This window comes from Nocardioides sp. B-3 (assembly GCF_024703895.1).
Lineage (GTDB): Bacteria > Actinomycetota > Actinomycetes > Propionibacteriales > Nocardioidaceae > Nocardioides.
Genome location: NZ_CP087968.1, coordinates 1151809 through 1178041, shown reverse-complemented (window position 1 = coordinate 1178041; position 26233 = coordinate 1151809). Strand labels below are relative to the sequence as shown.

The 26233-nt window shown below is 69.7% G+C and carries 19 protein-coding genes and 5 pseudogenes; 17 read left to right on the top strand and 7 right to left on the bottom strand.

Translation table 11 applies throughout. The features are described 5' to 3' along the window. Position 1 precedes the first annotated feature (1 nt). The 3 genes and pseudogenes from rpoB to LP418_RS07810 all read left to right on the top strand — a co-directional run. Positions 2–2453: pseudogene (gene rpoB, locus LP418_RS32820) on the top strand (DNA-directed RNA polymerase subunit beta); the annotation flags it as partial. Positions 2454–2541: 88 nt separating this feature from the next. Beyond that, positions 2542–6417, top strand: a pseudogene (locus LP418_RS07815) (DNA-directed RNA polymerase subunit beta'). Positions 6418–6799: 382 nt separating this feature from the next. Beyond that, positions 6800–7240 carry a GrpB family protein gene (locus LP418_RS07810; protein ID WP_257955887.1) on the top strand — a complete coding sequence of 147 codons (441 nt, stop codon included), beginning with the start codon at positions 6800–6802 and terminating at the stop codon, positions 7238–7240. 168 nt (positions 7241–7408) lie between these two features. Here the strand turns inward: LP418_RS07810 and LP418_RS07805 are convergent, their stop codons facing one another. Together LP418_RS07805 and LP418_RS07800 are read right to left on the bottom strand one after the other, a co-directional pair. Next, entirely contained in the window at positions 7409–7597 is a 189-nt protein-coding gene (locus LP418_RS07805; protein WP_257955886.1) for a hypothetical protein, read from the bottom strand. Then, complete coding sequence (locus LP418_RS07800) at positions 7561–8094, bottom strand: winged helix-turn-helix transcriptional regulator (RefSeq protein WP_257955885.1); 534 nt, start codon at positions 8092–8094, stop codon at positions 7561–7563. The genes LP418_RS07805 and LP418_RS07800 overlap by 37 nt, the downstream gene beginning before the upstream one ends. A gap of 216 nt (positions 8095–8310) precedes the next feature. Between LP418_RS07800 and LP418_RS07795 the strand changes: the two genes are divergently transcribed. From LP418_RS07795 to LP418_RS32815, 3 genes and pseudogenes are all read left to right on the top strand, one after another. Beyond that, entirely contained in the window at positions 8311–8565 is a 255-nt protein-coding gene (locus tag LP418_RS07795; RefSeq protein ID WP_257955884.1) for a hypothetical protein, read from the top strand. 43 nt (positions 8566–8608) lie between these two features. Then, the gene (locus tag LP418_RS07790) at positions 8609–9853 is read left to right on the top strand and encodes a geranylgeranyl reductase family protein (protein WP_257955883.1); all 1245 of its coding nucleotides are present in this window, start codon (positions 8609–8611) and stop codon (positions 9851–9853) included. A gap of 51 nt (positions 9854–9904) precedes the next feature. Beyond that, positions 9905–10342 (top strand): annotated as a pseudogene (locus LP418_RS32815) (lysophospholipid acyltransferase family protein); the annotation flags it as partial. A 142-nt stretch (positions 10343–10484) separates the two neighbouring features. On the opposite strand, the gene LP418_RS07785 reads toward LP418_RS32815, so the two are convergent. Then, positions 10485–11693 (bottom strand): acyltransferase family protein, encoded by a 1209-nt coding sequence (locus LP418_RS07785; RefSeq protein WP_257955882.1) that lies wholly within the window; start codon positions 11691–11693, stop codon positions 10485–10487. A 63-nt stretch (positions 11694–11756) separates the two neighbouring features. On the opposite strand from LP418_RS07785, the gene LP418_RS07780 reads away from it, so the two are divergent. From LP418_RS07780 to LP418_RS07765, 4 genes are all read left to right on the top strand, one after another. Beyond that, complete coding sequence (locus LP418_RS07780; protein WP_257955881.1) at positions 11757–12641, top strand: NUDIX hydrolase; 885 nt, start codon at positions 11757–11759, stop codon at positions 12639–12641. After that, a complete protein-coding gene (locus tag LP418_RS07775) occupies positions 12638–12763 on the top strand; it encodes a hypothetical protein (RefSeq protein WP_257955880.1) in 126 nt (41 codons plus the stop codon). Before LP418_RS07780 ends, LP418_RS07775 begins: the two co-directional genes overlap by 4 nt. After that, a complete protein-coding gene (locus LP418_RS07770) occupies positions 12751–13905 on the top strand; it encodes a hydroxyacid-oxoacid transhydrogenase (protein WP_257955879.1) in 1155 nt (384 codons plus the stop codon). The genes LP418_RS07775 and LP418_RS07770 overlap by 13 nt, the downstream gene beginning before the upstream one ends. A 101-nt stretch (positions 13906–14006) precedes the next feature. Continuing rightward, positions 14007–16421, top strand: coding sequence for an SAM-dependent methyltransferase (locus LP418_RS07765; RefSeq protein ID WP_257955878.1), 2415 nt, complete (start codon positions 14007–14009; stop codon positions 16419–16421). Positions 16422–16558: 137 nt separating this feature from the next. Here LP418_RS07765 and LP418_RS07760 read toward each other — a convergent pair whose 3' ends face one another. Further along, the gene (locus LP418_RS07760) at positions 16559–16837 is read right to left on the bottom strand and encodes a hypothetical protein (protein ID WP_257955877.1); all 279 of its coding nucleotides are present in this window, start codon (positions 16835–16837) and stop codon (positions 16559–16561) included. Between LP418_RS07760 and LP418_RS07755 the strand changes: the two genes are divergently transcribed. The 3 genes from LP418_RS07755 to LP418_RS07745 are packed head-to-tail and all read left to right on the top strand — an operon-like array spanning position 16830 to position 20700. Next, complete coding sequence (locus LP418_RS07755; RefSeq protein ID WP_257955876.1) at positions 16830–18233, top strand: M14 family metallopeptidase; 1404 nt, start codon at positions 16830–16832, stop codon at positions 18231–18233. The two genes, LP418_RS07760 and LP418_RS07755, sit on opposite strands and share 8 nt — an antisense overlap. A gap of 45 nt (positions 18234–18278) precedes the next feature. Next, positions 18279–19238: a hypothetical protein gene (locus LP418_RS07750; protein ID WP_257955875.1), complete on the top strand. Its 960-nt coding sequence runs from the start codon at positions 18279–18281 to the stop codon at positions 19236–19238. Next, the gene (locus tag LP418_RS07745) at positions 19171–20700 is read left to right on the top strand and encodes a DNA topoisomerase IB (RefSeq protein WP_257955874.1); all 1530 of its coding nucleotides are present in this window, start codon (positions 19171–19173) and stop codon (positions 20698–20700) included. The genes LP418_RS07750 and LP418_RS07745 overlap by 68 nt, the downstream gene beginning before the upstream one ends. Here LP418_RS07745 and serC read toward each other — a convergent pair. Beyond that, positions 20697–21819 (bottom strand): annotated as a pseudogene (gene serC / locus LP418_RS07740) (phosphoserine transaminase). The gene LP418_RS07745 and the pseudogene serC sit on opposite strands and share 4 nt — an antisense overlap. A 133-nt stretch (positions 21820–21952) precedes the next feature. Here serC and LP418_RS07735 point away from each other — a divergent pair. Together LP418_RS07735 and LP418_RS07730 are read left to right on the top strand one after the other, a co-directional pair. Beyond that, positions 21953–22432 carry a GNAT family N-acetyltransferase gene (locus LP418_RS07735; protein WP_257955873.1) on the top strand — a complete coding sequence of 160 codons (480 nt, stop codon included), beginning with the start codon at positions 21953–21955 and terminating at the stop codon, positions 22430–22432. A gap of 52 nt (positions 22433–22484) precedes the next feature. Then, a complete protein-coding gene (locus tag LP418_RS07730; protein WP_257955872.1) occupies positions 22485–23057 on the top strand; it encodes a hypothetical protein in 573 nt (190 codons plus the stop codon). On the opposite strand, the gene LP418_RS07725 is transcribed toward LP418_RS07730, so the two are convergent. Together LP418_RS07725 and LP418_RS07720 are read right to left on the bottom strand one after the other, a co-directional pair. Then, positions 23054–23731, bottom strand: a complete 678-nt coding sequence (locus tag LP418_RS07725) for a hypothetical protein (RefSeq protein ID WP_257955871.1) — start codon at positions 23729–23731, stop codon at positions 23054–23056. The genes LP418_RS07730 and LP418_RS07725 overlap by 4 nt on opposite strands. A gap of 58 nt (positions 23732–23789) precedes the next feature. Next, positions 23790–24942 (bottom strand): annotated as a pseudogene (locus tag LP418_RS07720) (citrate synthase 2). A 116-nt stretch (positions 24943–25058) separates the two neighbouring features. Here LP418_RS07720 and LP418_RS07715 point away from each other — a divergent pair. Together LP418_RS07715 and pdxH are read left to right on the top strand one after the other, a co-directional pair. After that, entirely contained in the window at positions 25059–25577 is a 519-nt protein-coding gene (locus LP418_RS07715) for a hypothetical protein (RefSeq protein WP_257955870.1), read from the top strand. Further along, on the top strand, positions 25574–26233 hold the full coding sequence (gene pdxH, locus LP418_RS07710) for a pyridoxamine 5'-phosphate oxidase (protein ID WP_257955869.1): 660 nt from the start codon (positions 25574–25576) through the stop codon (positions 26231–26233). Before LP418_RS07715 ends, pdxH begins: the two co-directional genes overlap by 4 nt.

Below are 26233 nucleotides of genomic sequence, written 5' to 3'. Positions count from 1 at the left end.
GGTCCGGGCCGACGACATCGACCACTTCGGCAACCGTCGCATGCGCACCGTGGGCGAGCTGATCCAGAACCAGCTCCGCACCGGTCTGGCGCGCATGGAGCGTGTTGTCCGCGAGCGGATGACGACCCGGGACGTCGAGGCCATCACGCCGCAGTCCCTGATCAACATCCGTCCCGTGGTCGCGGCGCTGAAGGAGTTCTTCGGAACCTCGCAGCTCTCGCAGTTCATGGACCAGACCAACCCGATCGCCGGCCTGACGCACAAGCGTCGCCTGTCCGCGCTCGGCCCGGGTGGTCTGTCTCGTGACCGCGCCGGCATGGAGGTCCGTGACGTCCACCCGTCGCACTACGGCCGCATGTGCCCGATCGAGACCCCTGAAGGCCCGAACATCGGTCTGATCGGCTCGCTCGCGTCCTACGGTCGGATCAACCCCTTCGGGTTCGTCGAGACGCCGTACCGTCGCGTGGTCAAGGGTGTCGTCACCGACGACATCGACTACCTCACGGCCGACGACGAGGACCGCTACGTCATCGCGCAGGCCAACGCCCCCCTCGACAAGAAGAACAAGTTCGCCGAGGAGCGGGTGCTGGTCCGCCAGCAGCGCGGTGAGGTCGACGCGATCCTCGCCGAAGAGGTCGACTACATGGACGTGTCGCCGCGCCAGATGGTGTCGGTGGCCACGGCCCTGATCCCGTTCCTCGAGCACGACGACGCCAACCGCGCGCTCATGGGCGCCAACATGCAGCGCCGGGCCGTGCCGCTCATCGTCAGCGACAGCCCGCTCGTCGGCACCGGCATGGAATACCGCGCCGCGGTCGACGCCGGCGATGTCGTGCTGGCCGAGAAGGCCGGTGTCGTCAAGGAGGTCTCCGCCGACTCCATCGAGACCATGAACGACGACGGCAGCTACCAGACCTACAAGCTGGCCAAGTTCAAGCGCTCCAACCAGGGCACCTGCATCAACCAGCGTCCGCTGGTCGTCGAGGGTGACCGCCCGGAGGTCGGCTCGCCGATCGCCGACGGCCCCTGCACGGACAAGGCCGAGATGGCCCCCGGGCACCAACCTGCTCGTGGCGTTCATGCCGTGGCAGGGCCACAACTACGAGGACGCGATCATCCTCAGCCAGCGCCCCGGTGCAGGAGGACGTCCTCACCTCGATCCACATCGAGGAGCACGAGGTCGACGCCCGCGACACCAAGCTCGGGCCGGAGGAGATCACCCGGGACATCCCCAACGTCTCCGAGGAGGGCCCGGCCGACCTCGACGAGCGCGGCATCATCCGCATCGGCGCCGAGGTCACCACCGGTGACATCCTCGTCGGCAAGGTCACGCCCAAGGGTGAGACCGAGCTGACCCCGGAGGAGCGCCTGCTCCGCGCGATCTTCGGTGAGAAGGCGCGTGAGGTGCGCGACACCTCGATGAAGGTCCCGCACGGTGAGTCCGGCACGGTCATCGGCGTCCGCGTCTTCAACCGCGAAGAGGGCGACGAGCTGCCCCCGGGCGTCAACGAGCTGGTCCGCGTCTACGTCGCCCAGAAGCGCAAGATCTCGGTCGGTGACAAGCTCGCCGGTCGTCACGGCAACAAGGGCGTCATCGCCAAGATCCTGCCGATCGAGGACATGCCGTTCATGGAGGACGGCACCCCGGTCGACGTGGTGCTCAACCCGCTGGGTGTGCCGCGACGGATGAACATCGGTCAGATCCTCGAGCTGCACCTCGGGCTGGATCGGCAAGCAGGGCTGGGACCTCAACCTGTCCGGCGACCCGGAGAACAGCGACTGGAAGCAGCGCCTGATCTCGATCGGTGCCGACAAGGCCGACCCCAACACGAAGGTTGCCACGCCGGTCTTCGACGGGGCCCGCGAGGACGAGATCATCGGTCTGCTCGGCTCGACCACGCTGACCCGTGACGGTGAGCGCCCGGTGGACGAGACCGGCAAGGCGTCGCTCTTCGACGGCCGCTCCGGCGAGCCGTTCCCCGAGCCCGTCTCCGTGGGTTACATGTACATCCTCAAGCTCCACCACCTCGTGGACGACAAGATCCACGCGCGCAGCACCGGCCCCTACTCCATGATCACGCAGCAGCCGCTGGGTGGTAAGGCGCAGTTCGGTGGCCAGCGATTCGGTGAGATGGAGGTCTGGGCGATGGAGGCGTACGGCGCCGCCTACGCCCTGCAGGAGCTGCTCACGATCAAGTCCGATGACGTGCCCGGTCGCGTCAAGGTCTACGAGGCCATCGTCAAGGGCGAGAACATCCCCCGACTCCGGTATCCCGGAATCGTTCAAGGTCCTCGTCAAGGAGATGCAGTCCCTCTGCCTCAACGTGGAGGTGTTGTCGCAGGACGGCAGCCCCATCCAGCTGAAGGACGCCGAGGAAGACGTCTTCCGTGCGGCCGAGGAACTCGGCATCGACCTGTCGCGGCGCGAGCCCAGCAGCGTCGAAGAAGTCTGAGGTGCGGTCCCGGGCAGTCCCACGAGGACTGCCCGGGCCCCCCAGTCCCACAGCCACCTGACTCAAACAGCAACCAAAGGACCACACCTTGCTGGACGTGAACTTCTTCGAGCAGATTCAGATCGGCCCGGCCACCGCGGGAGGACATCCGCGGTTGGAGCCACGGCGAGGTCAAGAAGCCGGAGACCATCAACTACCGCACGCTCAAGCCCGAGCGTGACGGCCTTTTCTGCGAAAAGATCTTCGGTCCCACCCGGGACTGGGAGTGCTACTGCGGCAAGTACAAGCGCGTGCGCTTCAAGGGCATCATCTGTGAGCGTTGTGGCGTCGAGGTCACCCCGCTCCAAGGTGCGTCGTGAGCGCATGGGCCACATCGAGCTGGCCGCGCCGGTCACCCACATCTGGTACTTCAAGGGTGTCCCGTCGCGTCTCGGCTACCTTCTCGACCGGCCCCGAAGGACCTCGAGAAGGTCATCTACTTCGCGGCCTACATGATCACCTCGGTCGACGAGGACGCCCGCCACAACGACATGTCGACCCCGGAGAACAAGGTCGGCCTCGAGCGCGAGCGCCTCGAGAAGCGTCGCGACGGCTCGCTGGACGACCGTGCCAAGAAGCTCGAGGAAGACCTCGCTGCCCTCGAGGCCGAGGGTGCCAAGGCCGACCAGCGTCGCAAGGTCAAGGACGGCGCCGAGCGGGAGATGAAGCAGCTGCGCGACCGTGCCCAGCGCGAGATCGACCGCCTCGACGAGGTCTGGAACACCTTCAAGTCGCTCAAGGTGCAGGACCTGCTCGGCGACGAGCTCCTCTACCGCGAGATGAAGGCCCTGGTTCGGCAAGTACTTCGAGGGCTTCATGGGCGCCGCGGCGATCCAGAAGCGCCTCCGGGACTTCGACGTCGAGGCCGAGGTCGAGTCGCTGCGCGACACGATCGCCAACGGCAAGGGCCAGAAGAAGGTCCGCGCCCTCAAGCGCCTCAAGGTCGTCGACGCCTTCCGCAAGACCGGCAACCAGCCGATCGGCATGGTCCTCGACGCGGTTCCGGTCATCCCGCCGGACCTGCGCCCGATGGTGCAGCTGGACGGTGGCCGCTTCGCGACCTCCGACCTCAACGACCTGTACCGCCGCGTCATCAACCGCAACAACCGCCTCAAGCGTCTCCTTGACCTCGGTGCCCCCGAGATCATCGTGAACAACGAGAAGCGGATGCTGCAGGAGGCGGTGGACAGCCTCTTCGACAACGGTCGTCGTGGTCGTCCGGTCACCGGTCCGGGCAACCGGCCGCTCAAGTCGCTCTCCGACATGCTCAAGGGCAAGCAGGGGCGCTTCCGTCAGAACCTCCTCGGCAAGCGCGTGGACTACTCGGGCCGTTCGGTCATCGTGTCGGGTCCGCAGCTGAAGCTGCACCAGTGCGGTCTGCCCAAGCAGATGGCGCTCGAGCTCTTCAAGCCGTTCGTGATGAAGCGCCTCGTCGACCTGTCGCACGCGCAGAACATCAAGTCCGCCAAGCGGATGGTCGAGCGCGCTCGCCCGGTCGTGTGGGACGTCCTCGAAGAGGTCATCACCGAGCACCCGGTGCTGCTCAACCGTGCACCCACCCTGCACCGCCTCGGCATCCGGGCCTTCGAGCCCCAGCTGATCGAGGGCAAGGCCATCCAGATCCACCCGCTCGTGTGTGGCGCGTTCAACGCCGACTTCGACGGTGACCAGATGGCTGTCCACCTCCCGCTGTCCGCGGAGGCGCAGGCCGAGGCTCGCATCCTGATGCTCTCGACCAACAACATCCTCAAGCCCTCCGACGGTCGTCCCGTGACGATGCCGTCGCAGGACATGATCATCGGCATCTTCTGGCTGACCACGGACCGCGAGGCCGAGGTCGGCGAGGGTCGCGTGTTCTCCACGCCGGCCGAGGCGATGATGGCCTTCGACCTGCACGAGATCACCATGCAGAGCAAGGTGAAGATCCGTCTCAACGACGTCGTGCCGCCGCTCGAGGACAACGTCGGCGCCGACTGGGAAGAGGGCACCTCGGTGCTCCTCGAGACCACGCTGGGTCGCGTCATCTTCAACGACACCCTGCCGGCCGACTACCCCTTCGTGAACTACGAAGTGGGCAAGAAGGCCCCGGGCGCGATCGTCAACGACCTCGCCGAGCGCTACACCAAGGTCGAGGTCGCCGCCTCGCTCGACGCCCTCAAGGACGCCGGTTTCCACTGGGCGACCCGCTCGGGTGTCACGGTGTCGATCGACGACGTGACCACGCCGAAGGACAAGGTCGAGATCCTCTCGGTCTACGAAGCGCAGGCCGAGAAGGTCCAGAAGCAGTTCGAGCGCGGTCTCGTGACCGACGACGAGCGTCGCCGGGAGCTCATCGAGATCTGGACCCGGGCCTCCAACGACGTGGCCAAGGCCATGGAGGCCAACTTCGACAAGCGCAACCCGATCTACATGATGGTCGACTCGGGCGCGTCCGGAAACATGATGCAGATCCGTCAGGTCGCGGCCATGCGTGGACTGGTGGCCAACCCGAAGGGTGACATCATCCCGCGGCCCATCAAGGCCAACTTCCGTGAGGGCCTCTCGGTCCCGGAGTACTTCATCTCCACCCACGGTGCCCGCAAGGGTCTGGCCGACACGGCACTTCGCACCGCCGACTCGGGCTACCTCACGCGTCGACTGGTCGACGTGTCGCAGGACGTCATCATCCGTGAGGACGACTGTGGCACCGAGCGCGGTCTGCCCAAGGTGATCGGTGTTCGCGGCGAGGACGGAGTCGTCCGCAAGGATGACAACGCCGAGACCGCGGCGTACGCCCGTTCGGCTGCCGTCGAGGTCACCGACCCGACGTCGGGTGAGGTGCTCGCCGCTGCCGGCGAGGACCCGGGTGACGTCAAGATCGGTGAGCTGATCGCGGCCGGCATCGAGGAGGTCAAGGTCCGCTCCGTGCTGACCTGTGACGCCAAGACCGGCACCTGCGCGAAGTGCTACGGCCGCTCGCTGGCCACCGGCAAGCTCGTCGACATCGGCGAGGCCGTCGGCATCATCGCGGCCCAGTCGATCGGTGAGCCCGGCACGCAGCTGACCATGCGTACCTTCCACACCGGTGGTGTGGCCTCGGCCGACGACATCACGCAGGGTCTGCCCCGCGTGGTCGAGCTCTTCGAGGCCCGCTCGCCCAAGGGTCGTACGCCCATCAGCGAGGCCGCCGGTCGCGTCGAGATCGAGGACACCGACAAGGCCCGCAAGGTCCTCGTCACCCCGGACGACGGTTCCGAGGTCCGGGAATACCCGGTGTCCAAGCGTTCGCGTCTCAACGTCGAGGACGGCGAGCACATCGAGGTGGGTCACCACCTCACGTCCGGTACGCCCGACCCGCAGGACGTCCTGCGCATCCTCGGTGTCCGCAAGGCCCGGGAGCACCGGTCGACGAGGTGCAGAACGTCTACCGCTCGCAGGGTGTGTCGATCCACGACAAGCACATCGAGATCATCGTGCGGCAGATGCTGCGTCGCGTGACGGTCATCGAGTCGGGTGACACCAACCTGCTGCCGTCCGACCGGTCGAGCGCTCGCGCTTCGAGGAGGAGAACCGCCGCGCGGTCTCCGAGGGCATCAAGCCTGCCTCGGGTCGTCCGGTGCTCATGGGCATCACGAAGGCGTCGCTCGCCACCGAGTCGTGGCTCTCGGCTGCCTCCTTCCGGGAGACCACCCGAGTGCTCACCGACGCGGCCATCAACGGTCGCTCGGACTCGCTGCGGGGCCTGAAGGAGAACGTCATCATCGGAAAGCTCATCCCGGCCGGCACCGGCCCGGAGCGCTACCGCAACATCCGGGTGGAGCCCACCGAGGAGGCCCGCGCTGCGGCCTACTCCGTCACCGGTTACGACTCCTACGACTACGACTTCGGCACCAGTGGCCGGGCCGTAGCCCTCGATGACTTCGACTTTGGCTCGTACCAGAACTGATCGAAGCATCTAGCTGATCGACAGCCCCGGTCCCACTTCGGTGGGGCCGGGGCTTCGTCGTTCCTGCCCCTTCGCGGCGGTGAGTGACCCACATTTCTGTACGGCGAAAAGGTGGCTGTGACACCTGTCCCCGGCGTGGCGCGCGGGACTCGCCGAGAGCCGGGCGCGCCAGCCACATTCGAGCGCGGGCGAATGTGGCTGACTCGCCGCTTGGCGGGGGACGCCGACGGCGGGGCGGGGGGACGGGGACGCGACGGCTCGACGTCGACATACCGAACGTCTGCGCTGTTCCCGGGCGCTGGAGACAGCGCAAACGTCCGGACGATCAGGCGGGTACGGCGCTGGGGGCCGATGCCGAGTGGCCCCGCTCTAGAGTGAGCCCGTGCCGACACCGGAGGAGATCACTGACTTCACGTCGATCCCAGCGCCGGCGGGGGCCGACCCATGGGTGCAGGGCCGGGGTCCGTCCACGGAGGTCCGCGTCGTCGATCCTGATCCGAGCTGGCCCACAGTGTTCGAGGAGCTGGCGACCACGATCCGCGCGGCGCTGGGGGACTTCGCCCTGTCCGTCGAACATGTCGGGTCAACCTCGGTCCCCGACCTGCCCGCCAAGCCGATCATTGATGTCGACGTCACCGTGAGCGACCCGGAGGACGAGGACTCCTACGTTCCCGCCCTCGTCGCGCTGGGCCCGGTGCACACAGTGCGTGAGCCGTGGTGGCACGGCCATCGCGTGTTGCGCGGCACGGACCCGGCGACGCACGTGCACGTCTTTGCTCCCACGAGCCCCGAGGTCGTGCGGCATCGGCTCTTCCGCGACTGACTGCGGGAGCACCCGGAGGATCGGGTCGTCTATGCGGCCGCGAAGCGCGTGGCCAGCGCCGCGACCACTGCCGAGGTCGGACATGTCATGGACTACAACACCCGCAAGGAAGAGGTCGTGCTGGCGATCTATGACCGGATCTTCCGCTCGCGCGGGTGGCGCTGACGCTCAGGCGTGTACGGCGACGGGCACGACGCCCGGGACCGGGTGACAGCCCAGCCATGCCGGGAAGCGGCCGGCGAGCTCGGGCGGGCCGAACAGCGAGATCGCCCCGGCAGCCACGGCGTCGGCCATGGTGCGATCTCCCATCCACACCTCGGTCAGCGCCCTGAGGCTGGTCTCGACGCACAGGTCCACGTCGCGCTGCGGGTCGACGAGGCACAGGTCGATGGCGTCGTCCTCGACGACCAGCCAGTAGCGCGACTTGCGCGGGGGCCGCCCCGGATCCGGAACTCGATGACGGTCGGCCGCTCTGCCAGCCCTGCCGGGGCGAGCATCCGGCGGATGTCCCACATCAGCAGCGAGGGGTCGAGCTCGTCGGGGCCGTAGCTGCTGCGGGCCCAGCGCTGCCCCCAGACCCCCATGGCCTCGATGATCGGGTAGAGCTCCCAGCCGGCGGGCGTGAGCGCGTAGGTGATGTCGCGCCCGTTCGCCGTGCGCTCCACGACGCCCGCGAGGGTGAGCTGACGAAGCCGTTTGGTGAGCAGGGCGGGGGAGATCAGTGGGACGCCGCGCTGGATCTCGGAGAAGCGGGAGCTGCCGCACATCAGCTCGCGCAGGACCAGCGGCATCCAGCGCTCGCACAGCAGCTCGGAGGTCTTGGCCACCGGGCAGAACTGACCGTAGGTCGGCATGGAACGACGGTAGACCTCGGGCGGCTCGACGTCACTACAGAACGTGAAGTGCGGTGGCGCCGGAACTCGCAGTTCCATGGACTCCCCACGAACTACAGGAGGAAGCCATGGGCAAGGCAGTCATCTCACTCACCACCGGCCTCGAGGACGCCGAGAAGGTCACGGTCGCGTTCCCGGGTCTCGGTCGGCGCCGCGGAGTCGGGACGCCCGACGCTGATGTTCCTGACCAAGGAGGCGGTGCGACTCGCCTACGCGGGCGTCGCCACGGCCACTGCCTGCACCGGCTGCCCGACGCTGGAGAGCCTGATGGAGCGCTACGTCGCCGCGGGAGGCACCTTCCTCGTGTGCCCGATCTGCGTGGACGCCAAGGGGCTCCGGGACGCCGAGCTGATCAAGGGCGCCAGCAAGGGCGGCACCATCCCCATGTGGGAGTGGATCGGCGACGAGGGCGCCACCACGTTCAGCTACTGACCCGGATTCACCCGGCACGGGAGTCGGCTGAGAGAATCCGCGTGTGACGACTCCCACCTCGACCGACGTCCCGGTCGTCGGCGCCGGCCCGGCGGGCTCGGCGGCCGCGGCGTGGAGCGCGAAGGCCGGGCTGGACACCGTCCCGGTCGACGCCGCGGTCTTCCCGCGCGACAAGACGTGCGGTGACGGGCTGACGCCGCGGGCGATCTCGGAGCTCGCCAAGCTCGGCCTGACCGACTGGCTGCAGGCGCACACCGTCAACCTCGGGCTGCGGGCGCACGGGTTCGACCAGACGCTGCTGCTGCCCCGGCCGGCCCTGCCCGACAGCGACCTGCCCGCGTGGGGCTCGGCGGTCGCGCGCACCGAGCTCGACGACCACCTCCGCACGGTCGCGATCAAGAGCGGTGCGCTGGCCCTCGACGGGGCGCGTGCCGTCGCCGTACGCATGGATGGCGACCGCGTCGCCGCGGTGACGTTCAAGTCCGGTGACGAGACCTTCGAGATCGAGTGCCGGCGGCTGGTGGTCGCCGACGGCGTGCGCTCCCCGCTCGGCAAGCTGCTGGGTCGCGAGTGGCACCGGGACACGGTCTACGGTGTCGCCGGCCGCTCCTACATCGAGTCGACCATGTCCGACGACCCGTGGATCAGCTCGCACCTCGAGCTGCGCGGCGAGGACGGCGAGCTGCTCAGCGGCTACGGCTGGATCTTCCCGCTCGGCACGGGCGAGGTGAACCTCGGCGTCGGCACGCTGGCCACGCTCAAGCGGCCGGCCAACATCGCGGTCAAGCCGCTGATGAGCTTCTATGCCGAGCAGCGCCGCGACGAGTTCCAGCTCTCCGGTGACCTGCGCGCGCCGGCCTCGGCGCTGCTGCCCATGGGTGGCGCGGTGAGCAACGTCGCCGGCGCCAACTGGGCGTTGATCGGTGACGCGGCCGCCTGCGTCAACCCGCTCAACGGTGAGGGCATCGACTACGGCCTCGAGACCGGGCGCCTGGTCGCGGAGCTGTTGGCGGCAGACGGAGACCTCGGCGGCGCGTGGCCGCAGATCCTGCGCGAGCACTACGGCGAGTCCTTCTCCATCGCGCGTCGACTGGCCGGTGTCGCGACGATGCCGCAGGTCGTGGCGGCCCTCGGCCCGGCTGGCATGCGCTCGGACTGGCTGATGACCTTGGCGCTGCGCTGGATGGGCAACCTCGTCGACGACGCCGACCGCGACCGCGCCGCGCGGGTATGGCGATGGGCGGGCCGCCGCTCGATCGCGCGAGATGCCCGACCTCCCTTCTCCTGAGCGATTAGGCTCCGTCCGATCCACGGGTGGGGGCGACTACGAAGGCAGGGCATGACGGAGCGCTGGTATCGCCTTGCGAACGGCCTCGGTCGCCTCGCGCTCCGGGGGCTGGCCATCGACGTGCGCGCGACCGGCCCGGAGCACCTGCCGACGACCGGCCCCGTGCTGCTGGCGGCGACGCACGTGTCCTATCCCGACTTCGTCTTCATCGAGAAGGCCGCGATCGAGCGGGGACGTTACGTCCGCTTCATGACCCGCCACGACATCTGGAACCAGCGGGCGCTGGCCGGGCCGATGGACCGGATGCAGCACATCCCGGTCGATCGCGAGGCTCCCGCTGCGGCATACCTCAAGGCGAGGCGGCTGCTGCGCGAGGGCGAGGCCGTGTGCGCTTTTCCCGAGGCCGGCATCTCCTACACCTTCACCGTGCGGTCGCTCATGCGCGGCATCGCCAGCCCGGCCCGCGAGACCGGGGTGCCGGTCGTCCCGGTGGCCATCTGGGGCAGCCAGCGGATCTACAGCGTCGGCCGGGTCGACCGTGCGGGCAAGGCACCGCGGCCCGACTTCACCCGCGGGCGCCGGGTCGACCTCACGTTCGGTGAGCCGATGACGGTCGCGCCGCAGGCCGACCTCACCGAGTGGACTCGGGGCCTCGGCGTTCGCCTGACGGAGCAGCTCGAGGAAATCCGGGGGTCGTGCGCACCACCGCCCACGACCGGGGAGTGGGCGCCGTGGCACCCGGCTCATCTGGGAGGGGCAGCGCCGACCCGGCACGAGGCAAGGGAGCTTGACTCGGTGCCTCGCTCGTCGGTACGTCCGTCGTGGGGTCCGCAGGTGTGCGGGCCCGCTGCTTGCGACGCTGCTCCCAGCTGCCTAGAGGATTGACCACCCAGCTGAGCCATCTCCGCGACCACGGGCTGGCCGGGGCCAGCGCCAGCGCGACGGCACCGATCGTGGTGACCAGCAGTGCGGCGTACGGATGGTCGCCGCTCCACTCGGTGAACCCCTGTGCCTTGGCGGTCTTGATCACGAAGCCGTGGAGCAGGTAGACGTTCATGGTGGCCGCACCCATGGCGGTGAACCAGCCGGCGCGACGCGGGATCAGCGACATCACCGAGAAGGCTCCGATGAGGCCGACCGCCATCACCGACAGGCGCGTCTGCGCGGCCGTCGAGGCCCGGACGTCGAGGTCCTCGTAGCCTGCGTCGTACCAGAGGAAAGCGGTGCGGGCCCAGTCGTCGAGGTCGCGGGAGAGGACGGCGATCAGGACCAGCACCCCGACGGCCGCGACCTTGACCCACGGGTCGTCGAGGTGGCGCAGGTGGCGCGGCTTGAGGTGCAGGCCGAGCACGAAGAACGGCAGCAGGCCCGGGATCCGCGGCAGCATGAACCACTCGGCCGTCCACAGACCGGCAGCCACACTGATCAGGACCGACGCCGGCAGGAAGAGCCAGTGCCGCTTGAGGACCGGCGTCATCAGCCGCCATGCGAACAGGGCGGGGAGATACCACATCGTCCAGTGCGGTTCGAGGTAGAGGACGCCGGGCTCGTGCTCACCGATGCTGACGCGGTAGTAGTACAGAGCCGGCTCGAAGATCAGGTAGGGGATGACCGGGACGTAGAGCAGGCCCTTGAAGTGCCGCGGCGTCCACTCGAACGACTTCGAGAGGTAGCCGCTGATGAAGACGAACGCCGGGATGTGCCAGAAGTAGAGGAAGTCGTAGGCCCAGTTGCTGAAGTGGGTGTCGGGCAGCAGACCCCATGAGTGACCCACGACTACCAGCGTGACGAGCGCCATCTTGGTGTTGTCGAGCCGGGGGTCACGGGTCGTGGATGGCACCCGTCCACGTTACGACACCGACACTCCCTCGGCGGACCCCAGCCGGATGGTTGACTGACGGGCGTGGGTTCCCTGCCGAGACGACAGCGCGTGGCGGCGTACGCCGTGATCATGCGTGTGACCACTGAGCCCGAGGTGCTGCTGTGCCGGCTCGCGCCGCGCATCAGCCGCTCCGAGCTGTGGACCCTGCCCGGTGGCGGCCTCGACCACGGCGAGGACCCGCGCGACGCGCTGCTGCGCGAGATCATCGAGGAGACCGGGCTGCACGCCACCGTCGGCGACACCGCGCGCGTCTACTCCGCACACCTGCCGCGGGCCTCGCGCGACGGTGTGATGACCGACTTCCACGCGCTGCGGATCGTCTACGACGCGTGGGTGCCCACCGACGCCCCGGCTCCGCGCGTCGTCGAGATCAACGGCTCGACCGTGGAGGCGGCCCGGCACCCGCTCGCCAAGGTGGCCGACGGGACGCTGCCCGTCGTGGCGATGGTGGGCGAGGCGCTGGCCGACCATGCGCCCTTCCGGCTGCAGCGGATCGCCGCCTACGCGCTGGTCCGTCGCGGCTCGGCCGTGCTGCTGACGCGTCTCTCCGAGCGCGCCCACCACACCGGCTCGTGGACGCTGCCCGGTGGCGGCGTCGACCACGGCGAGCCACCGGCCTCGGCGCTCGCGCGCGAGGTCGCCGAGGAGTGCGGAGTGACGTGCGAGGTCGGCGCGCTGCTCGACGTGCACGACACCCACTTCTCCGGTACGGCGCCGAGTGGCCGTGTCGAGGACTTCCACGGCGTGCACACGGTCTTCGCGGCCACGGTGCCCGACGGCGCCGAGCCACGCGTCGTCGAGGTCGGCGGCACCACCGACCGGGTGGCGTGGATCGAGGTCGCCGACATCGAGTCCGCCGACCTGCCCGTGCTCGACCTCGTCCACCACGCCCCGGAGCTGAGATGACCGAGACCGTCTTCACCTACGCCGCGCCGGGCCTCAAGTTCGGCAGTGGCGCATCGGCCGAGATCGGCCACGACCTCGTGCAGCTGGTCGGGCCGGTGAGCTCCCCCGGGTGCTGCTGGTGACCGATCCCGGGGTGGCCGCGACCGGGCACCCCGAGCGGATCGCCCGCCGGGTCACGCGACGCGGCTTCGACGTCACGATCTTCGACCGGGCGCGGGTCGAGCCGACCGACGAGTCGCTGGAGGAGGCGATCACGTTCGCCCGCGACGGTGGGCCGTGGCACGCGATCGTCGCCGTGGGTGGGGGTTCTGCGATCGACACCGCCAAGGCCGTGAACCTGTTGGTGACCAACGAGGGTTCGTTGATGGACTACCTCAACGCACCCGTCGGCGGCGGGCGCGCGCCGGCTTCACCTCTGCTGCCGCTGGTCGCCGTACCCACCACGACCGGGACGGGCTCGGAGTCGACGACCATCTGCGTCCTCGACGTGCTCGCGCTCAAGGTCAAGACCGGCATCAGCCACGCCCGGCTGCGCCCGACGCTCGCCGTGGTCGACCCGGACCTGACGATGAGCCAGCCGGCGATGGTGACCGCGAGCTGCGGGATGGACATCTTGTGCCACGCGCTCGAGAGCTACACCGCGCGCTGGTTCGGCGACTTCGACCGCAAGACCCCGGAGCAGCGCGTGCCCTACTGCGGGGCCAACCCGATCGCGGACATGTGGTCGGAGAAGTCCCTGTCGCTGCTCGCCGGCGCCTTCCGGACCGCCGTCCGGGACGGCTCGTCGGTCGAGGCACGCGAGCAGATGGCGCTGGCCGCCACCTTCGCCGGACTCGGCTTCGGCAATGCCGGGGTGCACATCCCGCACGCCAACGCCTACCCGATCGCCGGGCGCGTGCGCGACTACCGACCCGCGGGCTACCCGCAGGACGAGCCGATCGTGCCGCACGGCATGGCCGTGTCCCTGACCGCGCCCGCCGCCTTTGCGCTCACCTTCGAGGCCTCACCGGAGCGGCACCTGCGGGCGGCGTCGCTGCTGGGCTCGACGACGACGGGCCCGGACGCCCTGCCCAACGTGCTCCGGTCGCTGATGCGCGACATCGACATCCCCAACGGGCTCGCCGAGATCGGCTACCTCGACAGCGACGTCGACGACCTCGTCGAGGGCGCGCTCAAGCAGCAGCGGCTCCTCGCGACCGCCCCGCGCGAGGTCACGGGTGAGGACCTCGCTGGCGTCTTCCGTGCGTCCATGGAGCACTGGTAGCGCCGGTAGGATGTGTGGGTGAACCCCCGCCACCGCCGCCTTGTCATCCCGGTCGCGTTGGGGGCACTCATCCTGATCGTCATCGTCGCCGCGCTGTTCTGATGGCGACCGTCCCCCTCGCCGACGCGCTCGACACGGTCCGCGGACACCTCCTCGACCCCGAGGGCCTCGTCCGCGCCGTCGCGTCCGGGCGTCGCAAGGGTCAGGATCTCCCGCAGGTGCAGGCTCGCGCCGTACGCCGCGTGGAGCTCCGCTACGTCGACCTGAAGTCGGGACGCCACCTGCAGGTGACGTCGTTCGACGAGACGCAGGCGCACACGGCCAACTTCGCCGCCGGCAGCGAGGCCGAGGGCGCGGTCGACGCGCTGCTGTCCGAGCCCTTCGGCAACTGGCACGTCGACACGGCGACGCAGACCCACCAGCTGCGCGTCACCAAGAAGCTCGACGCGATCGTCTCCACACAGGACCCGGCCGTGCCGCAGACGGCCGATCGCGGCCACGACCGCGACAAGCAGCGGCTCCTCGCCGAGGACGACCCGGTGTTGGTCGCGCTCGGGATCTCCGACGCGCAGGGGCGGATCAAGCCGACCCGGCAGGCGAAGTACCGCCGCCGGGTCGAGGAGTTCCTCCGGCTCCTCGACTCCTCCATCACCGACGCCCCGGCCAAGGGCCAGCTGCGACAGCCGACCGAGGACGACCCACTGCGGATCGTCGACCTCGGCTGCGGCAACGCCTATCTCACGTTCGCAGCGCAGCGCTTCCCGGGCGTCGTCCGGGATCTCCCGGTGCGTGTCACCGGCGTCGACGTCAAGCAGCAGTCGGCCGACCACAACGCGGGCGTGGCCACGAGGCTCGGCATCGACGCCGACTTCGTCGTCGGTACCATCGGCGACGCGACGCTGCCGCAGCCGCCCGACGTCGTGCTTGCCCTCCACGCCTGCGACACCGCGACCGACGACGACGCTGGCGCGCGCGGTCGAGTGGGGTGCCGGCCCGGTGCTCGCCGCTCCTTGCTGCCACCACGACATCGCGTCCCAGTTGCGTACGGCGAGCACGCCCGCGCCGTACGCCATGCTGACCCGGGACGGGATCCTGCGCGAGCGGTTCGCCGACACCCTCACCGACGCGTTGCGCGCGGCGATCCTGCGCTCGCTCGGCTACCGCGTCGACGTGGTGGAGTTCGTCGAGAGCGCGCACACCCCGCGCAACACGATGTTGCGCGCAACCCGCACCAGCACGGGGGACTCTTCTCGCCGGGACTACGACGAGCTCGTCGCCACCCGGGGTGTGACTCCGAAGCTCGCCTCGCTCCTCGGCGTCCGCCATGGCTGAGCGGTTCCTCCGCGGGCTCGGCGCCGTCGCCGTGCTCACGCCGTTCGTCATCGGCCTCACCGCCGCCGGCACGGGACCGCGACGGGCGCGAGGTCTTCAGCTTCCGGGACAACGAGATCGTCGAGTCCAGCGGGCTCGTCATCGAGGGCGATCGCGCCCACACGATCAACGACTCAGGCGACACCGGCCGCGTCTTCACCGTCGACACGGCGACCGGCGAGACCACGGGCGTCACCTTCTGGGCCGACGGCCCCGAGGACGTCGAGGCCCCGGCACCGGCCGGCCCGGGGCACGTCTGGGTCGCCGACATCGGCGACAACAACGCCAACCGTGACTCGATCGAGGTCACCCGGGTGCCCGTCGGCGACGGCGACCGGACCGTCGACGAGGAGACCATCGACCTCGTCTACCCCGACGGCCAGCGCGACGCCGAGGCGCTGCTGGTGCACCCCGTCACCGGTCGGCTGTACGTCGCCACGAAGGGGTTCTTCGGCGGCGAGCTCTACGCCGCGCCGCCCGAGCTCGCGGACGACGCCCCCAACATGCTCGGGCTGGTCGGCGAGACCACCGGGATCGTCACCGACGGTGCGTTCTTCCCCGACGGGGCGCACCTGATCCTGCGGACCTACACCAACGCTGTCGTCTACACGTTCCCCGACCTCGAGCAGGTCGGCGCCTTCGACCTGCCGCCCCAGCAGCAGGGCGAGGGGATCGCCGCCCCGTCGACCAAGGACGTCTACCTCAGCAGCGAGGGCCAGCAGGCGCCGGTGCTGAAGGTGCCGCTGCCCCGGGACATCAGGGCGGTGCTCTCGCCGACGCCGGTCTCCTCGCCGTCCTCGACCCCGTCCACCGTGGCCGTCCCCGAGCCGGAGGGTGGCGCGAAGGCCGTGGACGACCCGGCGGACGCCGCAGCCGATCGCAGCGTGTGGTGGTGGGTGGTGAGCGGACTGCTCTCCCCGGGTGTCGTGCTCGTGCTGCTGCGCGCTCAAGCCTCGCTGAGCAGCTGGTTCGCAGCGTCATCCGCCGCGCTGGCGGATCGCCGTACGGCGCCTCGCGGGTGGGGGAAGGTGGCGGCACCTGACGCCTCGGGCGCCCGGGTTCATGCGAGGGTGCCGCCACCCCCGGACGGGCGAGGGCGGGCGAGGACGGCCGCACCCGGCAGCAGGCAGGTTCACGGGAATTGACGGTCGACTAGCAACAAATACGCGCGAAGATGGCTATTTCACGAAAATGAACCCTTGACTGTGACTCAGATCACAACAAGTGTGGGGACGCTGAGCCCGTCCCTTTCCCCACGAAATAGAGGTCGACGATGCGCTACCTACCCACGGCGCTTGCACTCACCGCCCTGACCGCCGGACTGCTGGTCGCCGGCCCACCCGCCAGCCCCAGCCCCAGTCGGACCGACCGCGACGGAGGCCTCGAGGTCTACGTCGTCGAGGCCCCTTCCCGCCGACCTCGAGAAGCTCGAGGAGATCGGCGTCGACACCCACCACACCACCCACTCGGAGGCGGCGCGGAACAAGATCCGCCTCGACGCCGTCATCACCGAGGGCCGGGCCGAGACGCTCCGCGCGGCCGGCCTGTCGGTCGTGGTCAAGAAGGTCAACGGCCGCAACGCCTCGGAGGAGGCGGCCCGGCAGAACCTCGTCGGCTACGACGCCTACCGCTCCTACAGCGAGGAGGGCGGCATCGCCGACGAGCTCCGCGGGACGGCCGAGGCCTATCCGGACCTCACCAAGCTCGTCACCCTCGGGAAGAGCGTGACCGGCCAGGACATCCTCGCGCTCAAGGTCACCAAGAACGCCTCGATCCTCAAGGACGGCAAGCGGCCCGCGGTCCTCTACGCCGGAGCCCAGCACGCACGTGAGTGGATCACGCCCGAGATGGTCCGGCGCCTCATGCACCACTACCCGGAGGGCTACGGCACCGACGCCGAGCTGACCGGGCTCGTCGACACGACAGAGCTGTGGTTCCTGCCGGTCGCCAACCCGGACGGCTACGACTTCACGTTCTCCGACGAGCGGCTGTGGCGCAAGAACCTGCGTGACAACAACGACGACGGCACCATCACCCCCGGTGACGGGGTCGACCCCAACCGCAACTTCGCGGTGAAGTGGGGTTGGGACAACGAGGGCTCCTCGCCCGTCCCCGACAGCGAGACCTATCGGGGGGCCGGCCCCAACTCCGAGCCCGAGACCCGGGCGCTCGACTCGCTCTTCGACCGGATCGGCTTCGAGTTCTTCATCAACTACCACTCCGCGGCCGAGCTGCTGCTCTACGGCATCGGCTGGCAGGTCAGCACACCCTCGCCCGACGACGTGATCTACGAGGCCATGGTCGGCGACGACGCCAACCCCGCCGTCCCCGGCTACGACCCGGACATCTCGGCCGAGCTCTACACGACCAACGGCGACACCGACTCCCACGCCACGGTCGAGAACGGCACCTTGGGCTTCACCCCCGAGATGACCACGTGTGAGACCGTCTCGGCGTCGATCCCCGACGACGAGTGGTTGCCCGAGGACTGCATCAGCGGCTTCAACTTCCCCGACGACGAAGGGCTGATCCGGGCCGAGTTCGAGAAGAACATCCCGTTCGCGCTCGCGGTCGCCAAGTCGGCCCACGACCCCGACGACCCGGTCTCGGTGGTCGGCCGGACGGCAGCAGACCAGTGTCCGACCCGTTCGAGGTCTCGCACGGCACCACCCAGCCGGTCGCGGTCACCGCGAAGAAGGCGATCAAGGACCTGCGCCTGGTCTACTCCGTCAACGAAGGGCCGGCCACGTCGGTCAAGACGTCCCAGTGGACGGGCGGTGAGCGCTACGGCGACACCCACCACGACTACTACGCCGAGTTCAGGGGAACCGTCACCGGCACCTCGCCCGGTGACTCGGTCGAGGTCCGCTTCACCGGGTTCAAGCCCGGCGTCGGCCCGGTCAGCAGCGACCCCTTCACCTACGAGGTCGCCGACGACATCGGCGGCGACGTGCTGATCCCGGCCGCCGAGGACGTCACCGGTCTCAGCCCTGCCCGGGGGCGTGACCACCGCGAAGTACGCCGACGACTACGCCGCCGCACTGACCGCTGCCGGCTACAGCTCCGACGTCTACGACGTGGACGCCAACGGCCGCACCCAGCCGCACCACCCGGGCGTGCTGGGTCACTACGACGCGATCGTGTGGGAGTCGGGCGACGACATCATCACCCGGGCTCCGGGGCAGGTGGGCGGCACGGCCGACAAGCTCGCGCTGGACATCGAGCTCTCGGTGCGCGACTACCTCAACGAGGGCGGGAAGGCCCCGGTGACCGGTCAGTACAACCAGTTCGCGCAGGCCGCCAACGGGGTCTACGACTACAACCCGTTCGCGCCTCCGCAGTGCACCACGCCGGACACGTATCCCTGCCTGCCGCTGTTCAACGACTTCATGCAGTACTGGCTCGGTGCCTACAACTACGTGAGCGACGGCGGCACCGGTGAGGACGGACCGTTCCCGGTCACCGGGGCGGCGGGTGCCTTCGACGGGTTCGCCGGCACGTTCAACGGCGGCGACTCGGCCGACAACCGAGCCCACACGGCGTCGCTGCTGGCGACCTCGAGCTTCCTGCCCGAGGCCGACTTCCCGCAGTTCGCCAGTGCCGCACCCCTCAAGTGGGGCCGGCCCGGCGCGGCGCCGTACGACCCGCACACCGGCGAGTGGTTCATGTTCAGCCAGTGGGCCGACCAGGGGCTGGAAGCGGCTGACGCGGACGGTCGACCTGACCGGCGCCACGTCCGGGTCGCTGGGCTTCCAGCTGTCGCACGACACGGAGCTCGACTGGGACTACGTCATCGTCGAGGCACACCCGGTCGGCTCCGACGACTGGACCACGCTGCCGGACGCCAACGGCCACACAGGGCAGGGCACCGGCGACTCGTGCGACTCGGGCTGGGTGGACATCCACCCGTTCGTGGCCCACTACCGGGGTGCCGACTGCTCGCCCATCGGCACCACGGGTGAGTGGCACGCGGCCACGGGCAACAGCGCCGGATGGCAGGAGTGGGACGTCGACCTGTCGGCCTACGCCGGCCAGCAGGTCGAGGTGTCCATCAGCTACCTCACCGACTGGGGCACCCCGGGGCCTCGGCGTCTTCGTCGACGACACCGAGGTGCTGGTCGACGGGGCGCTGACGGCGACCTCCTTCGAGGACGGACTCGGCGGCTGGACCCGGGCGCCGGCCCCCGAGGGTTCGCGGGTGACGAACAACTGGGCCCGCACCCAGAAGGCCTTCGAGGAGGGTGCTGCCACCACGACCGAGGACACGGTGTTCACGGGCTTCGGTGCGGAGGGCCTGACCACGGCGGAGATGCGCAGCGACTTCGTCGGCCGGGCCATGGATCACCTCCTGGACTGATCCGTTCGCAAGACCCTGCACGGCAGCCCCCGGCGTTCGCGCCGGGGGCTACCTGTGCGGACATGCCTCGCCTGCGCCGCACGTCCACGGACCAACCGGGCTGGAGCAGGCGGCGGGCGGGCAAGGGCTTCACCTTCGTCGACGACCACGGGAAGGCGCTGACCGGTGCCGACCGACAGCGCTGCCGCGACCTCGTCATCCCGCCGGCGTGGACGGACGTCTGGATCACACCGCACGCCAACGGGCACCTGCAGGCGGTCGGCACCGACGACGCCGGGCGAAGGCAGTACCTCTACCACCCGGACTGGCGCACCAGCCGTGACGCGGAGAAGTATGCCCGGCTCGTCGACTTCGGCAAGGCGCTGTCGCGGGCGCGGGAGCGCGTGCTCACCGACCTCGACGCCGAGGGGATGTCACTGGAGCGAGCTTGCGCGGTCGCCGTACGCCTCCTCGACCCGGGCTGCTTCCGTATCGGCAACGACGTCTACGCCGACACCAACGGCAGCTTCGGCCTCACCACCCTGCGCAAGGAGCACGTGACCGGGCGTGGAGGCACGCTCACCTTCCGGTTCACGGGCAAGTCGGGGATCGAGCACAGCATCGACATCGACGACGCCCCGACCGTCGTCGCGCTCGACATCATGCGACGTCGTCGCGGTGGCAGCGAGCAGCTGCTGGCGTGGAAGGACGGCACGCGCTGGCGCGACCTCGACTCCAGCCGAGTCAACGACTACGTGCGCGAGGCGACGGGGATCGAGGCCACGGCCAAGGACTTCCGCACTTGGCACGCCACCGTGCTCGCCGCGGTGTCGCTGGCCGAGACCGACGAGCCGGGGGAGACGAAGGCGTCGCGCAAGCGCGCGGTCACGAGGGCGATGAAGGAGGTCGCCGAGTTCCTCGGCAACACCCCAGCACTCGCGCGTTCGGCGTACGTCGACCCGCGCGTCATCGAGGCCTACGAGTCCGGCTCCACGATCACCAACGCGGCCCGACGCTCGTCCGGGACCTCTGACGAGCGGCAGGCCGCGCTGGAGCGGGCGACACTGAAGTTGTTGCGGGAACGCTAGAGCTGACCCACGACGTAGTCGATCGCGCCGGTGAGCTTCTCGACGTCGGACGGGTCGATCGCGGGGTACATCGCGATCCGCAGCTGGTTGCGACCGAGCTTGCGGTAGGGCTCGGTGTCGACGACGCCGTTGGCGCGCAGCGCCTTGGCGATGAGCGCGGCGTCGATGTTGTCGTCGAAGTCGATGGTGCCGATGACGAGCGAGCGGTGCGTCGGGTCCTCGACGTAGGGCGTCGTGTAGGCCGTCTTCTCGGCCCAGCCGTAGAGCGCGTCGCTCGAGGCGGTGGTGCGCCTGACCATGCCGGTGAGGCTGCCGTTGGCGTTCATCCAGTCGAGCTGCTCGGCCATCAGGAAGAAGGTGGCGATCGAGGGGGTGTTGTAGGTCTGGTTGAGGCGCGAGTTGTCGACCGCGGTCGGCAGGTCGAAGAAGGCGGGGATGAACCGGCCGGACGCCTTGATCTCGTCGACGCGGGCCAGCGCCTTCGGCGACATGATCGCGAACCAGATGCCGCCGTCGGAGGCGAAGCACTTCTGCGGCGCGAAGTAGTAGACGTCGACCTCGTTGAGGTCGACGGGCAGGCCGCCGGCACCCGAGGTGGCGTCGATCAGGACCAGCGCGTCGTCGGCGGCACCCGCGGGGTGGATGACCGGTGCCATGACGGCCGTCGAGGTCTCGTTGTGCGCCCGGGGCGTAGACGTCGACGCCCTCCTCGGCGACGGCGTCGGGACGGGTGCCCGGGTCGGAGTTGATGATCGAGGGCGCGGCCAGCCACGGAGCGTCGGTGGCGGCCTTGGCGAACTTGCTCGAGAACTCGCCGAAGGTCAGGTGCTGCGACTTCTCGCGGATCAGGCCGAAGGTGGCGATGTCCCAGAAGGACGTCGCGCCGCCGTTGCCGAAGACGACCTCGTAGCCCTCGGGCAGGTCGAAGAAGGTGGCGAGGCCCTCGCGGACGCGGCCGACAGTGTTCCTCACCGGAGCCCGGCGGTGCGAGGTGCCCATGAGGGACGCACCGGTCGCGGCGAGCGCGTCGAGGTGGCTGGTCTGGATCTTCGAGGGCCCGGCGCCGAAGCGGCCGTCGGCGGGGAGGAGCTCGGTGGGGATCGTGATGGCGTCGGTCACCGGAGGTGCCTTTCCCGGAGTCGTGCGGAGAGGAAACCTGACGACGCTGTCAGCGGCGCCAGCCTCTCATACGATGCCACCATGAGTGATGCCTGCGTCTCAGGGAGCGTCGACCTCAGGCAGGTCCCGATCGGTGATCCCCGACGCGCAGGCCCTGATCGATCAGGTGCAGGAGGAGTACGTCGTCCGCTACGGCGGACGCGACGAGTCGCCCATCGACCACACCGAGTTCGTCTCGCCCCGGGGCGCGTTCTTCGTCGGCCACCTCGACGGTGTCCCGGTCGTTTCCGGTGCGTGGCGTCGGCGTACGGACGTCGTCTTCGCCGGCACCACCCACACGGCCGAGATCAAGAGGATGTACGTCGTGCCAGCCGCGCGTGGCCTCGGGCTGGCGCGGCGGATGCTGGCGCACCTCGAGGAGACCGCGCGCGCGGCTGGGGCCGAGGCGATGATCCTCGAGACGGGGCTCATGCAGCCGGAGGCGATCGGGCTCTACGAGTCGGTGGGCTACACCGAGATCGCGGGCTTCGGCCACTACCGCGACGCGCCGCTCAACCTGTGCCTCGGGAAGTCGCTCCCGGCGTGTCCAGCCGACACGCCGACGTTCGAGTGACATTTTGCCCCAATCGCCCCCGCAATCCCACCGGCACCTCTAACCTCCTGCCGTGCGCAAGGGACTCGTGGTGCTGGTGACGGCGGCGTTGCTGTCGTGCCTGACGACCCCGCCCACGCAGGCGAGGTACGTCATGCCGGTCGACGGCTATGCGACCTACCAGCCGCAGAAGTCGTGCTCGACCACCGACAAGCCCGGCACCGTCGCGCTCGGCCAGTGGCTCTCCGCGCGCGGTGGCGCGCACGGCGGGACGCTGCGCAGCTGTCGCGCCGGTGGCCGCTCCGAGCACAAGGACGGGCGCGCGTTCGACTGGACGCTGGATGCGACCAGCATCGACGACGAGGCGACCGCCCGGGCCTTCATCACCGAGGCCTTCGCCGACGACGAGCTCGGCGACACCGACGCGCTCGCGCGACGGATGGGGATCATGTACGTCATCTGGAACGACAAGATCTACTCCGCGTGGGACGGCTTCGAGCCGCGCAACTACCTCAACGGCTCCTGCCGCTCGCGCAAGACCTGCTCGAAGACGCTGCGCCACCGCGACCACATGCACATCTCGCTGAGCAAGGCCGGGGCCATGGCGCAGACGAGCTGGTACGTCGAGCGCGCGGCCGTTTCCTAGAGCAGCCCGACGACCGGGCCGAGCGCCAGCGCGCCGACGGCGATCGGGACGGCGACGATCAGTGCGCCCCGGTCGAGCGCGCCCCGGATCTGGGCGGAGACCATGCCGTCGATCCTGTTCTCGAGCCGGTCGCTGGTGGCGTCCCAGTCGACCTGGTTGCCCGTGGTCTCCAGCTCGACGGCGGCGATCGCGCCCACGCGCTGGTAGACCTGCTTCTTGGCGAACTTGCTGACGAAGCCGAGGACGCCGGAGCGCTCCTTGCCCAGCACCTTGGCGGCGCCGATCACGCGGCCGGACGCGGCGTCGATGGCGTTGCCGCCGATGCCGCCGGTCACCCGGTCCGCGCCGCGGGCCACGTCGAGCACGCCCTCGAGGGCGTGCGAGGCGACGTTGGCCTCGTCGTTGGCGGCGATGATCGCGGCGCCGGCCGCGCGGTAGACGCCGAGGTAGGTGGACGCGATCGCGGTGGCGATGGTGATCAGCACCGCCATCAGCAGCACCCGCAGCCACGAGTCCGACAGCAGGTAGACCATCGTGCCGACGACCGCGATCAGGACCGCGCCGAAGATCGTGCCCTTCACGGCGGTCTGCAGGACGCTGCCGGCCGTGGCCTTGAGGGAGGCGACGAGGGAGTCCTCGACGACCTGCTTCGCATTGCTGAGGGCGCCGGACATGGGTTCCACCTTTGCGTCGAGTTGGTGGAAGTAAAGCAGCGAAATGGACAGCGGTACCTCACCGCCACGACGTGACCGTGAAGTACCGCTGTCGTGCGAGCCTGCGGGCTACTTGGCCCAGTCGGCGTTCCAGCCGTCGACCTCGCTGGCCGGGCGCGAGGCCGGGCCGGTGTAGATCGCGGACGGGCGGATCAGGCGACCGGTGCGCTTCTGCTCCCGGGATGTGTGCCGACCAGCCACCCGTGCGGGCGCAGGTGAACATCGAGGTGAACATGTTGGCCGGCACCTCGGCGAAGTCGAGCACGATGGCGGCCCAGAACTCGACGTTCGTCTCGAGCACGCGGTCGGGACGACGCTCGCGCAGCTCCTTGAGCGCGGCCTGCTCCGGGGCCTCGGCGACGGCGTAGCGAGGAGCGTTCAGCTCCTTCGCCGTACGGCGCAGGACGCGCGCGAGGGTCCTCGGCGCGGTAGACGCGGTGGCCGAAGCCCATCAGCCGCTCGCCGGAGTCGAGGAGACCCTTGACGTAGGCCGTGGCGTCGCCGGACTTCTCGACGTCCTCGATCATCGTGAGCACCCGGGCCGGGGCGCCGCCGTGAAGCGGGCCGCTCATGGCACCGATGGCACCGGAGAAGGCGGCCGCCACGTCGGCGCCGGTCGAGGTGATGACGCGCGCGGTGAACGTCGAGGCGTTCATGCCGTGCTCGGCGGCGGAGGACCAGTAGGCGTCGATCGCGTGGGCGTGGTGGGGGTCGGCCTCACCGCGCCAGCGGATGAGGAACTTCTCCGCGAGCGTCGAGCCCTCGTCGACGAGGCGCTGCGGGACGACGGGCAGGTGCAGGTCGCGGGCCGACTGGCCGGCGTAGGACAGCACCATGACGGCGACGCGGGCGAGGTCCTCGCGGGCCTGCTCGTCGGAGATGTCGTAGGTCTGGCCGAAGCCGAACTGGGGCGCGAGCATCGCGATCGTGGCCCGGACGTCGACGCGCACGTCGCCCGTGTGGACGGGGAGGCTGAAGGCCTCGGCCGGCGGCAGGCCGGGGGTGTAGGAGCCGTCGATCAACAGGCCCCAGATGTTCTCGAACGGCACGCGGCCGACGATGTCCTCGATGTCGACGCCGCGGTAGCGAAGCGCCGATCCTTCCTTGTCCGGCTCGGCGATCTCAGTTTCGAAAGCGACGACTCCCTCGAGCCCGTGGTGGACCTCAGTCATGCGGCAGACGCTCCTTTGCGTATGGCGTAGGGCTCGCCCCTAACGTGCTCGCGAGCCGACTAATTGTGCACCCGTCTTTCGACCGGGTCATCACCGAGGCCCATTAGGGTTCGGTCATGGACCTGGGATCGATGCTCGGCAAGCTCGACGGACAGGGCGGCGACTTCGCCGACCTCCTCCAGCTGCTCACCAACAACAAGGAATCGCTCGCGATGCTGGGCCGGTTGCCCGACTACCTCGAGAAGATCGCCTCCGGCCCGGCGGGCGCGGGGGAGCAGGCGAGGACGGCCTCCGTCTCGCTCGTCGGCGACGACGGCAGCTCCGGGCTCAAGGGCACGCTCGCCGACTCCAGCGATGCCCCGGCCAAGATCGTGACCTCGATCGGCAACGGCGCCGCGCGCATCGCCGACGCGGCCGAGTCTGCGGCCAAGGTGCCGCTGATGGACGGGCCGGCGTCACGGCTGGCGAGCGCGGCGGAGGAGATGAGCGGTGCCACCGAACAGCTCGGCAGGCTCGCCGAGGCGATGGACCAGATCGGCGAGACGCTCGCCCGTGTCGGCGTCGCGCTGGCCCGGCTCGGCGACCACCTCGACGACTCGGGCGCCCGGGCCCGCGGCTTCGCCGAGCTGGGATGAGCCGTTCGCACGGCGAGCCCGTCGACCTCGCTGCGCTTCGTGCGGAGTACGCCGATGGCGGGCTCGACGTCGGTGACCCGGCCGACGATCCGTTCTCGATGTTCCGGCGCTGGCTGGGCGAGGCGATGGACGCCGGGCTGCACGAGCCCAACGCGATGGTGCTCAGCACGGTCGGTGACGATGCCCGTCCGTCGTCGCGGATGGTGCTGCTGAAGGGGCTCGACGAGCGCGGCTTCGTGCTCTTCACCAACCACACCTCGCGCAAGGCCGACGACCCGGCCGCCAACCCGCAGTGCGCGCTGCTCTTCCCGTGGCACCCGCTCGAGCGGCAGGTGCGCATCGAGGGGACCGCCTCGGTGCTCGAGCGCGAGGCGGTCGAGGCCTACCACCGCTCGCGGCCACGACCTGCCCAGCTCGGCGCGTGGGCCAGCCTGCAGTCACGGCCCGTCGCGTCGCGTGAAGAGCTCAATGCGGCGTACGACGAGATGGTCAGGCGGTTCGAGGGGCGCGACGTCCCGGTGCCCGATCACTGGGGCGGCTACCGGGTCGAGCCGGAGACGGTGGAGTTCTGGCAGGGGCGCCCGGGGCGGATGCACGACCGGCTCGTCTACGAGCGCGACGGCGCGGGCTGGCGGATCCAGCGGCTGGCTCCGTAA